The 12,741-nt window shown below is 37.9% G+C and carries 6 protein-coding genes; 3 read left to right on the top strand and 3 right to left on the bottom strand.

The window, feature by feature from the left end:
• Positions 1-362 precede the first annotated feature (362 nt).
• Together ppx and AC6ER9_RS08735 are read right to left on the bottom strand one after the other, a co-directional pair.
• Positions 363-1,880, bottom strand: coding sequence for an exopolyphosphatase (gene ppx, locus AC6ER9_RS08730; protein WP_497074324.1), 1,518 nt, complete (start codon positions 1,878-1,880; stop codon positions 363-365).
• Positions 1,881-1,886: 6 nt separating this feature from the next.
• Positions 1,887-4,067, bottom strand: a complete 2,181-nt coding sequence (locus AC6ER9_RS08735) for an RNA degradosome polyphosphate kinase (RefSeq protein ID WP_497074325.1) — start codon at positions 4,065-4,067, stop codon at positions 1,887-1,889.
• A gap of 325 nt (positions 4,068-4,392) precedes the next feature.
• Between AC6ER9_RS08735 and AC6ER9_RS08740 the strand changes: the two genes are divergently transcribed.
• On the top strand, positions 4,393-4,641 hold the full coding sequence (locus tag AC6ER9_RS08740) for a zinc-finger domain-containing protein (RefSeq protein ID WP_497074326.1): 249 nt from the start codon (positions 4,393-4,395) through the stop codon (positions 4,639-4,641).
• Between the two features lie 48 nt (positions 4,642-4,689).
• Complete coding sequence (locus AC6ER9_RS08745; RefSeq protein WP_497074327.1) at positions 4,690-5,937, top strand: FAD-binding protein; 1,248 nt, start codon at positions 4,690-4,692, stop codon at positions 5,935-5,937.
• A gap of 177 nt (positions 5,938-6,114) precedes the next feature.
• On the opposite strand, the gene dnaE is transcribed toward AC6ER9_RS08745, so the two are convergent.
• On the bottom strand, positions 6,115-9,603 hold the full coding sequence (gene dnaE, locus AC6ER9_RS08750) for a DNA polymerase III subunit alpha (protein ID WP_497074328.1): 3,489 nt from the start codon (positions 9,601-9,603) through the stop codon (positions 6,115-6,117).
• A gap of 397 nt (positions 9,604-10,000) precedes the next feature.
• On the opposite strand from dnaE, the gene recG reads away from it, so the two are divergent.
• Complete coding sequence (gene recG / locus AC6ER9_RS08755) at positions 10,001-12,109, top strand: ATP-dependent DNA helicase RecG (protein WP_497074329.1); 2,109 nt, start codon at positions 10,001-10,003, stop codon at positions 12,107-12,109.
• Positions 12,110-12,741: the final 632 nt, after the last annotated feature.

The raw sequence follows: 12,741 nt of genomic DNA on the forward strand, positions 1-12,741 counted from the left end.
TCTCTCAAGGGGGGGTATTTTGTGTCAAAATGAATGGAAAATCAAAAAAGAAAAGTTTTAAAACCTCTCCCCATTAAACTCGTTTTATTTGAAATAATATAGAAAAAAAACTCTGAGTAAATTTAAAAACATTCTCATTTTTAAAAATTTATTACGCTTCTTATCAAGATCAATAGGTATGCGCTTATAAGCCATCCATAAAAAAGTGTGAGACGAACAGACAACTTTTCATATTCATATAAAGTGTCTGAAAGAAAAAAATACTTATCAAAATTGCAATATAATCATTAAAAATGAACGAGTATAGAAACTAAAATACTTAAGCTTTTAGAGATAAAAGGTGAATGAATTAAAAGGAAAAATCAAGAAATTTCAAAAGCAAGAGGTTGTTTTATGATTTTTGATAACTTCTTTAATCGTCCAAGAGGACGTTCTCCCAATAAGCCAGCGTAATTTTTCGGGATCTTCAAAACAATATGGTCTACTTTTTTATGCCACAATAAATGAGGCAATATTCCTGCAACAGAAGCGCTAAAAAGATGAGCAATACGCATGGTTTCACCAAGAATACGTGCTTTCTCAATGATATTTTGCGTTGCTAATTGAAAAATGGGTAGAGATTCTTTATCAACCAGTAAACTCGTATTACGAAAAAAAACAGCAAGTGCCGCATAAAGACGCCCCTCGTGAGAAATTCCTGGATAAGATCCTAATGCTATCTGATTTGCCGCCTCATTGCCTCGATAATCTGGGTGTATACGCCAACCAATATCGGCAAGAAGACAAGCCGCTTGGCGATAACGACATTCATTTTCAGTTTCTGAAATGCCAAAAGCTTCAAAAGCTTTCGTTGTAAAGTCAATAAGTTCTTCTGCCTGTTTTGGTGAGCGCGCCCGTAAAATAGCCATTTCTGTGCACGCCGCAATGAGAGGGTCTGAAGATTGAATTGCCTGGGACAAACGTGAATAAAGAAAACCTTCACGAACGCCAGCGCCAGAAAAGATTATTTTTTCAAACTCCATACACTGAATAAGTTCGATAAGGACAATTGCCCCATAGGATAAAAGTTTCCGACGATTTTGTGAAACCGCTGCAATCCCTTTCATATTATCAATGTCGCCACTTGCGACAAGACGCAAAAAGTTCTCCATTTCCAAGGCATCAACTTCATAGCCATGCATAACAGGGAGCCGATAGTGTTTCATTGCCATATGGAGTTTTGCCAAATTACGCCATGTCCCCCCTACGGCATAAAAATAACGTGCCCGACCTTTACGCGTACGTGCAACAGAAGATTTATAAAATTGCTCATGCACAATTTTTGCGGCCACACTACTATCATTATTCGACATATAATGTAGCCGTAAACCACCTAATGGAAGCGTTATCCCTTCACCGACATCAGAATGATCAATATCAATTAACTCGAGACTTCCACCACCAAGATCCCCAGAAAGGCCTTTTGGTTGATAAAAAGTAGAGACAACTCCATAGGCCGAATACATCGCTTCTTCACTTCCTGAAAGAAGATATATTTTATTTTGTAAAACATTTTCAGCACTTTGAATAAATTCTAATCCATTTTTTGCATCTCGTGCTGCTGCCGTTGCTAAAGTATAGACCTTATCGGCCCCAATCTGTCGACAAAGCGTACGAAAACGTTCTAGTGTTTGCAATGCCATTTTCACCGAATTTTCTTCTAAAAATCCCGTTTTTGCCACACCATGACCGAGTCCACAAAGAACCTTTTCATTAAACAAAACCGTTGGTGAGCGAACAAGTCCCTCATAAATAACCAGTCGAACAGAATTTGAGCCAATGTCAATAACAGCAACAGGCTTGCGCCCTTTTAGCCGACCTTGAGCACCTCTATATGTCATTGGACTTCAGTCTTTATGCATTTCAGCTTGTTGCCGATGCAATGCAACCAAGCGCGAAATCGAAGATTCAAAAGACTTATTTATCCCCGAAAACCCTGTATTGGCCATAAAATACTCCTGCGCATTAAACGGACTTTCACCTCTCTGCGGTGTGATACGTTTTGATGTTCCGTTTTTGAGTATAGCAAAGCTTTGTTGATTATCAATGAGATTAGCCACCATAATTTGTAAAAGAATCTGCTGCCGCACCATTTTATTAAAAACTGGAACCAATATTTCAATCCGGTAGTCTAGATTACGAGGCATCATATCAGCAGAGCCGAAGTAAACAAAGGCATTTTCATTAGGCAAATCTTGACCATTCCCAAAACAAAAAATGCGACTATGTTCAAGAAAACGCCCTACGATTGATTTTACACGAATATTATCCGAAACTCCTGGAATACGAGGACGTAAACAACATATCCCCCGCACCACCAAATCAATCTGTACCCCTGCTTGACTCGCATGATATAAAGCATCAATAATTTCAGGATCAACCAATGCGTTTACTTTCATCCAAATAGCAGCACATTTTCCTTGTTGTGCATGAGCAATTTCTCCTTCAATATGCTCTAAGATACGACCACGCAATGTTAAGGGTGAAAAAGCAATTTTCTTTACCTCATTTGGACGCTCATATCGCGCGATATAATTAAATAATAATGCAACATCATGAGCGATATCATTATCCGTAGAAAAAAAAGAAAGATCCGTATAAGTTTTAGCGTTAACAGGATGATAATTTCCTGTTCCAAGATGAACATAAGAACAAAGACGTTTTCCTTCACATCTCACAACCAGAGACATCTTGGCATGTGTTTTTAAAGCAATAAAACCAAAAATAACTTGAACGCCAGCACACTCCAGATCTCGTGCCCAACGAATATTGGCTTCCTCATCAAAACGTGCTTTAACTTCTACCAAAGCAGTCACAGACTTTCCTTGTTTAGCAGCTTCAATCAGAGCACTAACAATTGGACTATCATTTGATGTCCGATAAAGAGTTTGTTTGATTTCTATAACATCAGGATCGCAGGCCGCTTGACGTAAAAATTGAACAACAATATCAAATGTTTCATAAGGGTGATGGATCACAATATCATTTTCACGAATAGCTGCAAAACAATCCCCATTATGTTTACGAATACGTTCCGGAACACGAGAAACATAAGGAGTAAACTTGAGATCATCACGAGGAATCGTAATAATCTCTGAGACCATATTAAGCGCTAAATACCCATCAAGAACATTAAGACAATTATCAGGAACAGCAAGACAATTTGCTATAAATTGACGCAAATTTTCTGGCATTTTTGTGTCAAACTCAATTCGAATAACCTGCCCACGTCTTCGCCTTTTAAGAGCTGTTTCAAAAAAGTGAACAAGATCTTCAGCTTCTTCTTCTACTTCAATATCACTATCCCTAATCACTCTAAATGTACCCATTCCATTAACCTCATAGTGAGGAAATAGATATTTGATAAATAAACAAATAACATCTTCAGATGCAATAAAACGAAAATGATTATCCTTTGAGGGAAGAAGAATAAAACGCCTCAAAAGCATTGAAATGGGCAATAACATTGTACATGAGTGTTGATCCGCCCCTCCAGATAATTGAAGCGCAAGAGATAATCCTAAATTAGGAATAAAGGGAAAAGGCTGTATAGAATCAATAGGCAAAGGTTTGAGAACAGGAAAGATTTTCTCAAGAAAATATTTTTCAAGCCACGACTTTTCAATTTCTGACAGATCATCAGAACAAATAATTTCAATATCATTCTTTTTAAATTCTTCACGTAAAATATTCAATTCCTGTAGTTGGCGAGCCTGCAACTTTGAAATCTCAGCTAATACAATATCAAGTTGTTCCTGTGGAGTATGCCCATCTGCACTGCACGTTGTAACATGAGCACGAACTTGAGCCGCAAGACCAGCGACACGAACCATAAAAAACTCATCAAGATTTGTCGCTGAAATCGAAAGAAATTGTAGCCGCTCTAGTAAAGGATGTTTTGGATTAGCTGCTTCCATCAAAACACGATTATTAAATTGTAACCATGAAAACTCTCGATTAATAAACCGTGCCGGATTTTTCATTGTTAAATTCGATATAGAAATTTTATCTGCTACCCTCTGTTCCATATATTCTCATTAATCTTCTTTTATGCTTTTAAAAAGCCTTTAGGAAATATCTCACATAATATTTTATAATATGTTATCATCATACGAACACATTAATGCTTAATTTTTCTCATCATGTTAGCATTTGATATTTTAAAATACTTAAAATTCCCTCCATACGCAAAGCGCTAAAAGTACGATAACTACTCTAATATAGCATAAAAGAGGGGAAATTTGTCTTAAAAAGCATCTTGCATTATTATAAGCTTTATTACAGACTCGTACTTGTAAAATAGAAGAACTTCATCATGCTTAATGAAATAATTTATTCTGGAGTGTGCACACCATGGCTGATCATAATATTCCCCATTTCCAAAATGACCTTGGATGTAAAACAATCGAAATTGGTGTAAAAGAATTTATGTGTGTGGGCGCTACACAACCATTCGATCATCCCCATATCTTTATCGACATGGGAGCAGCTGATGAAAAAGTCTGCCCTTATTGCTCAACACTTTATCGTTATGTTCCCTCACTCTCGTACGATCAAACAAACCCAACAGGATGTTTATACCAACCAGACAAGCAATTATAATAGGTTCTTTAGGCTTTTCTAACACCCTTTTAATTCTGCTTGTTTAATATGAAATCATTTGTGGACTCATCACCTATCATCGTTGGAGGGGGAATTGCTGGTTTAAGTACTGCTTTAGCGCTTGCTCATAAAGGAATCGCGAGTACCATTATTGAAAAGTGTAAGAAACTTGAAACTGTAGGCGCTGGTATTCAACTGACTCCAAATGCAACATCTATTCTCACACGCTGGGAACTTCTTAATAAACTTACTGAAGCTGCAACAATCCCACATTTTCTTGAGTTAAAAGATGGCGTATCTTTTAAAATACGTCTACGTGCTCCGCTTATCAATCTAACAGAAAAATATTGGAAAGCCCCTTATATAACAATTCATCGTGCTGCTTTACAAAAAATTTTATACAACGCCGTGATTGAAAATCCTTTGATCAAATACAAAGCAGGTGAAACGATTATCTCTTCTACCCAATCCGCAACAGACATTAAAATAACGACAATCAAAACAGATACAGGAATAGAACAGCTTTATTCAACGCCCCTCCTGATCGGATGTGATGGCGTTTGGTCAACATTACGGCAACAATCTCCTTTTCATGAAAAAGCAACTTTTAGTGGCTTTATTGCTTGGCGTGCAACAACAGCATTTGATAATTTTCCTCAAAACTTTCGTTCTTCGTTGCAAAATATGAAGACGATCACAGCTTGGATGGGACCCAATAATCATCTTGTTGTCTATCCCATTCAAGAATCAGAAAAAATTTTTAATTTTGTTGCTATCACAAATGGAGAAAATTCAAAAGAAGGATGGGCCCATAAAGGTGATAAAGAAAAACTCAAAGCTCTTTTTAAGGGCTGGAATTCAAAAATCTTACAAATCTTTGATCATATTGATGAATGGAGATATTGGCCGCTCTTTTACATGAAACAAAATCGCTTTGTAGGCTTAGAAAGACAAGTATTTGTTGGCGATTGTGCACATGCAGCTCTACCTTTTGCAGCGCAAGGTGCTGCTATGGCAATTGAAGACTCTGCCACATTAGCAGAAGCTCTTTCATTGAAAGATTTTTCATTAACCAAAGCACTTTCGCTTTACGAAACAATACGCATCCCCCGTATTGAAGCAGTAAAAAAACGCGGAGATTTCAACAAATTTGTTTATCATGCAACCGGTCCCATAGCAATAGCCCGTAACCTCATGATGAAAATTCGTACATCAGAGAGCATTATGTCAAATCTCAATTGGCTTTATATGTATGATGCGATGAATTCCATAAAAAACCATAATAAAAACTTATAAAATTCTTCTAATCCTTTGAATATTATCAAGGAAAGAGATTTTTGAGCTTTATGACACTAAAAGTTCATCATCATTTATCTCAAATAACAGAAAGATCTTTCGAAATCACCTTTTCGATTAAAAAAAACAGTTTCTAGCTCTCTAAATAAAGATACCACTTAAAATCAGTACCCTTCTTTAACTCAATTCAACATCAACAACACCCTGAATCAACTTCATAGCATTGGCGACATGTGAATTTACTTTATATCGCTTGGGAAGCGCAATTTCGACTTCTCGCAATCCGTCTTCCTGAATTAATATAATCCCAACCTCTCCATTCCCTCCAAGGTTTAAATTTTGTTCAATTTGTGGAAGCATATCAACTGTTTTTATAAAAAGACGCATCATTTTATGCTGCTGTAATGCTTCCTTTTCCAAAGATTGAATTGTCTCAATTCGCAAACTAACCCCTTCAGAGCGATTTTCTGCACTCACCGTAACAATAAAAGATTTTCCGGGTTCTAACATTTCTTCATAATCCGAGAGTGCTTCAGAAAAAAGAACCGCCTCATATTGTCCACTTGCATCAGAAAAATGAATGATTCCCATCTTTTTACCTGATTTTGTTTTTCGCACATTTTTTGCCACAACGGTTCCAGCAAGCCTTGCAGCCGTTGCTCCTCCTTTAACGGCATTGGAAAAATCACTCCAAGTCTGAACACGTTTTTTGGCAAGAATAGCTTGATACTCATCCAATGGATGCGCTGAAAAATAAAAACCTATTGCTTGAAATTCTCGATAAAGCTTTTCAGCCAGCAACCAAGGAGTGGTTTGTGATAAAATCAAAGGTTCTCTTAACCCACCTACCATTCCAAATATATCAACCTGCCCGCTCGAATTATCATCGAGAATACGAAGTGCCCGTGCATGAAGCGTTCCAAGATTAGCTAATAAAACCTCACGTGCAATGTTAAAACAATCAAAAGCGCCGGCACAAACTAAACTTTCCATCGCACGCTTATTGACAATCCGAGGATCAACACGCGCACAAAAATCTTCCAAGTCCTTAAAAGTCTGTTTCCCACGACTTGCAACGATATGATCAACAACCGTTTCTCCCACCCCTTTAATGGCTGCAAGAGAATAATAAATACAGTTATCACCAACCTCAAAAACACGATGAGATGTTTGTATAGAAGGTGCAATAACTTCAATACCCAACCTTAATGCTTCACGCCGAAAATCATTGAGCTTATCCGTATTCGTCATATCATATGTCATTGAAGCAGCTAAAAACTCAACGGGATAATTAGCTTTCATATAAGCTGTTTGATAAGAAACAATGGCATAAGCAGCAGCATGTGATTTATTAAATCCGTAATCGGCAAATTTTGCTAAAAGATCAAAAATAATATCAGCTTGCTCTTTATCAACACCACCAGCAACAGCTCCATTGACAAAACGCGTACGTTGCTTTTGCATTTCTGCGTGAATTTTTTTCCCCATAGCACGACGTAATAAATCAGCTTCTCCAAGCGAATAACCAGCCAGCACCTGAGCAATTTGCATCACCTGCTCTTGATACACAATAACCCCTTGTGTTTCTTTAATCAGATGATCTATTTTAGGATGAATAGAAGCTATTTCCTCTTCTCCGTGTTTGCGTGCATTATAGGTTGGAATATTCTCCATTGGACCAGGACGATAAAGTGCAACCAACGCAATAATATCTTCAATACGATCTGGCTTCATTCCAATCAGCGCCTTGCGCATACCAGAACTTTCCACCTGAAACACACCAACCGTTTCACCACGCGCCATCATAGCGTAGGTTACTTCATCATTGAGAGGAATATTTGACAAATCTATTTTGATCCCTTGTCTAGCAACAAAATCAACGGCCATTTTCAAAACAGTAAGCGTTTTTAATCCCAGAAAATCAAATTTTACCAATCCTGCCTGTTCAACATATTTCATGTTAAATTGTGTAACAGGCATATCAGAACGAGGATCGCGATACATCGGGACAAGCTCCCAAAGGGGACGATCTCCGATGACAATCCCAGCAGCATGCGTGGAAGCGTGACGATAAAGTCCCTCCAATTGAAGGGCTATATCTAATACACGTCCTATGAGCGGATCTTTTTTCTTTTCCTCTTCAAATTTCGGTTCATCCTTAATCGCATCAGCCAATTCCACCTGACTTCCTGGCGTAGCAGGAATGAGTTTTGTCAGATAATCCACCTGACGATAAGGAACTTCTAAAACACGCCCTATATCGCGTAAAACTGCGCGTGCTTGTAATTTACCAAAGGTAATAATTTGAGCAACTTGATCACGTCCATATTTTTTTTGAACATATTGAATAACTTCTTCGCGACGATCTTGACAAAAATCGATATCAAAATCTGGCATTGAAACACGATCTGGATTGAGAAAACGTTCAAAGAGAAGAGAAAAACGCAATGGATCAACATCAGTGATCGTCAAAGCATAAGCAACAAGTGAACCAGCCCCAGAGCCCCGCCCTGGACCAACAGGAATATCATGAGCCTTTGCCCATTTTATGAAATCTGAAACGATAAGAAAATATCCAGAAAATTGCATCCGTGTAATAACTGAAACTTCATAATCAAGCCGCTGCTCATAATCTGCAACGGTATAGCCTTCAGCTAATCCAATTGTTTCAAGACGCATTTTTAAACCAGCTTTAGCTTGATTTAACAATTCATTATCTTCTACCTTTAAAGTAATTTGTGAATCAGTAGATTGTTCTATAAAGCGAGGCAATATCGGATTTCGGATGGGAGAAGCAATATGACAACGTAAGGCAATTTCAACGCTATTTTCTAAAGCTTCTGGGAGATCAGAAAACAGTTTTACCATTTCATCTTGGGACTTCAAATAATGATCTGGCGTCACTCGTTTTCGCTCTGGATTAGAGACAATTTGTCCTTCTGCAACAGCCATTAACGCATCATGCGCCTCATATCCTTCTCTCTTCAGAAAAAAAGCTTCATTCGTTGCAACAAGGGGGATGTCATGCGCATAAGCTAATTCAATAAGACCAGCCTCTATTCTGCGGTCATAAGAACCATGCCGTTGTAATTCTATATAAAGACGATCAGTAAAAATTTTTTTCAAATAAATTAAACGCTCAACAGCACGTTCTTTTTTCTCTTCTGCCAAAGAAAGATTAATGGGTCCTCCCTTGCCGCCCGTTAAAGCGATGATGCCTTCACTATGCGCCGATAACCAATCCGCTTTAATATGAGGAGGATCAGTATCACATTTATCAAGATAAGCACGGCTCACAAGGCGAACCAAATGAGCATAACCGGTCTCATTAGCTGCCAATAGAACCATAGAACAAAAATCAGACGGATTCCGTCCTTTAACCAAACGTGAATGATCATTTTCATCACAAAAGTCAACGTTAAGCTGACAACCAATAATAGGTTGAACCCCATGAGAAAGACAATGTTGTGAAAATTCCAAAGCACCAAATAAATTATTGGTATCAGTAATAGCAACCGCTGGTGCATGATCTGAAATCGTCTGTTGAATAATTTGTGGGATTTTTAAAGCCCCTTCGAGCAAGGAATAAGCTGAATGCACTCTCAAATGAATAAAGCGAGGAAGAGAATTTTTATATTCTTGCATTTTATTTTTATCTTTTTTCACTCTCACAATTTTCCACTACAAAATAAACGCCAAACAGCACTGCACTCTTTAAAGAAACACCTTTAAGTTACCATAACTTTAAAGCAATAAATTCATCATTCCACATAGGAAAAATGTTTCAATTTTATTAATATTTATAAGAGAGTTCTATCAAGAAAATGCTTCTATTCACAGCAAATAAACGCTTAAAATAAAAAGAAAAATATAGATGATTTATATAAGAACTTTAATTTTTGCATTCTTTTTCTGTTTTTGTATTCTTTTATTATATTTCTCTTTAAATATTAATTTTTCTTTCTAAAACTTAATGTATAAAAAAACTCCTCTTTATGACTTTATCCCCAAGAGGCTCTTTGAAAGGTCTAGAAAAAACAAAAGGAGCAGATTAAATTTCCTCATGCCTCCAAGTCTTCTTATTCCTCTTTTTAATTCTATCCGAACGCTCTCTGGTATTACACCTAGAATCTATGGCTTATTGACAAAACTTTTAAATGTTAATCCTACACAACGTGAAGCAACCCTTATTGATCTTCTTCAATTAATGCCCCATTCTGTGATAGATCGTAGAAGGCGTCCCAGCATTGCTTATGCAAAAGAAGGAGAGATTGTTACGCTCGAAATTGTCATCGATCAACATCAACCACCACCCCGTGGACATAACAAAATCCCCTATCGTGTTAGCGCCCATGATGAAACAGGAAAAGTAAATTTAGTTTTTTTTCATGCTCAGCCTCTTTGGCTCAAAAAACAACTCCCCGAGGGAAAAAAAATTATTGTATCAGGAAAAGTTGAATGGTTTAACGAGCAACTCTCAATGGTCCATCCTGACTATATGGCTCCAAGCGAACAATCAAATCAGATTCCTCTCATCGAAGCTGTTTATCCCTCCACCGCCGGACTATCGACAAAAACACTAAGACGCGCCGTACAAAACGCTCTTGATTCTATTCCTTTCATCCCAGAATGGATAGACGAAAATGTTAAAAAGCAGCAGAATTTTTCTTCTTTTTCTGTTGCCTTACGCCGTATCCATGCGCCCATTAATCCTGATGATCTATCTTTAGATAGTACAGCACGAAAACGTCTTGCCTATGATGAACTGCTTGCCTGTCAATTAGCTCTAGGCCTTGTGCGTTTAAAAACAAAATCTCTTGTTGGTACCTCTCGACCATCAACAGGAATTTATACAAAAAAATTGCTCAATGTCCTCCCTTTTCAACTCACAACGGGACAAATAAAAGCGGTCGAGGATATCGCCAATGATCTTGCTTCACCAGAACCAATGCTAAGACTGCTCCAAGGTGATGTAGGGGCAGGAAAAACCGTCGTAGCACTGATGGCAATGGCACAAATTGCTGAAAATTCAGGACAATCAGCTTTAATGGCCCCCACAGAAGTGCTTGCTCGGCAACATTTTGCCACCATTACCCCTCTTGCCGAAAAAATCGGATTAAAAACAACGCTTTTAACTGGACGAGAAAAAGGAAAATTGCGGACAAATATCTTGAATGATATTTCATCAGGTCAAGTATCCATTGTCATTGGAACCCATGCTCTTATACAAGACAGTGTTATTTATAACAATCTCGCCTTAACTATTATCGATGAACAACACCGTTTTGGTGTGCACCAACGTATCGCTCTTACAGAAAAAGGCTATAAACCGGATATGCTGGTTATGACCGCAACCCCCATTCCTCGCACACTTGTTTTAACCGCTTTTGGTGATATGGATGTCTCTAAAATTACAGAAAAACCAAGGGGACGACAGCCTATTACGACAGCAATGCTTTCTTTGAAACGTATTCATGAGCTTATAGAACGAATCGCCGTTGCACTCGAAAAAGGAGAAAAACTCTATTGGATTTGTCCTTTAGTAGAAGAATCAATCTCTCTTGATCTCACCTCCATTGAAAACCGTTTTGCCTTTCTCCATGAGCGCTTTGGCTCTCGCGTCGGCATGATTCATGGTAAAATGTCTACAGTAGAAAAAGAAGCTGCTATGGAATCTTTTAAATGCGGGAATACACGTATTTTAGTTGCAACCACCGTTATTGAGGTAGGCGTGGATATTCCGGATGCCTCGATCATTATCATCGAACACGCAGAACATTTTGGCCTTTCACAATTGCACCAATTACGTGGACGTGTAGGACGAGGCGATAAAAAATCTTCCTGCATTTTGCTCTATAAAGATCCACTGACTAAAACAGCAGCAAAACGCCTGAATATTATCCGCAACACAGAAGATGGTTTTGAAATTGCTGAAGAAGATTGGCGCTTGCGAGGAGAAGGAGAACTTTTGGGTACAAAACAATCTGGTGTCCCTGAATTTCATATAGCAAACCTTGCAGTTCACAGTGATCTTTTGTCAATGGCAAGGAAGGATGCACGCTTGTTTTTACAACGTGATCCTCATCTTTCTTCTGAGCGAGGACAAGCTTTACGATTGCTCCTTTATCTTTTCGGGCACGATGATGCTACACGTCTCTTACGATCAGGATAACAAAGACTCTCTGAAAAAATAAAAATACCTCTCTCTTTAAATATGATTTTCTTTCTTGGTATCACTCATAAATGGCTTAACGCAATTCCTACACCATTATACTTCATGAAGGAAGAATAAACCAATAGCAGCATCTCCTCTCCCTATCTGGATTACGCTTGCATTAAAAGATTAAGCTATTGATTTATAAAAATAATATAACGTTATTTATATTAAATGAGAAGCTTGAATACCGTAGAATTTTCTCACTTTAAATCTATCCCATATTGAATCAATCAAAACCGTTTTCTTGCATACCACAAGCGGGGCTGTCTTTTTGGGTAAAATTACACAAGGACTAAAAATGCCTCTTATAACCCCTTTCACGTATCAAAGGCTGTCGCAATAGAGCTGGTTTGTGGTGGTGTTGATTTGCACCTTCACAAACCTAAAGACGGTGGTGCTCGATGGATTTTCCGATATACCACCTCATAGGCGACAGTCGTAATGTGGGCTTAGGGACCTTGGGAGAGGTTCCTTTAAAACAAGTGCGTGAATGAATATGCCCCCTAAATATATTCTGTTTGGAGCGATCTATTTTCCTTGAAAAATATTTCCTTATTAAAAAAGACAATAAACCAAAGCGTGAAGCA

The sequence above is a fragment of the Bartonella sp. SL317 genome (assembly GCF_059687655.1).

Coding starts and splice junctions, on each gene's coding strand:
- ppx (WP_497074324.1), bottom strand. CDS start 1,880: ATGACATATAGAGGTGCTCAAGGTCGGCTAAAAGGGCGCAAGCCTGTT.
- AC6ER9_RS08735 (WP_497074325.1), bottom strand. CDS start 4,067: ATGGAACAGAGGGTAGCAGATAAAATTTCTATATCGAATTTAACAATG.
- AC6ER9_RS08740 (WP_497074326.1), top strand. CDS start 4,393: ATGGCTGATCATAATATTCCCCATTTCCAAAATGACCTTGGATGTAAA.
- AC6ER9_RS08745 (WP_497074327.1), top strand. CDS start 4,690: ATGAAATCATTTGTGGACTCATCACCTATCATCGTTGGAGGGGGAATT.
- recG (WP_497074329.1), top strand. CDS start 10,001: ATGCCTCCAAGTCTTCTTATTCCTCTTTTTAATTCTATCCGAACGCTC.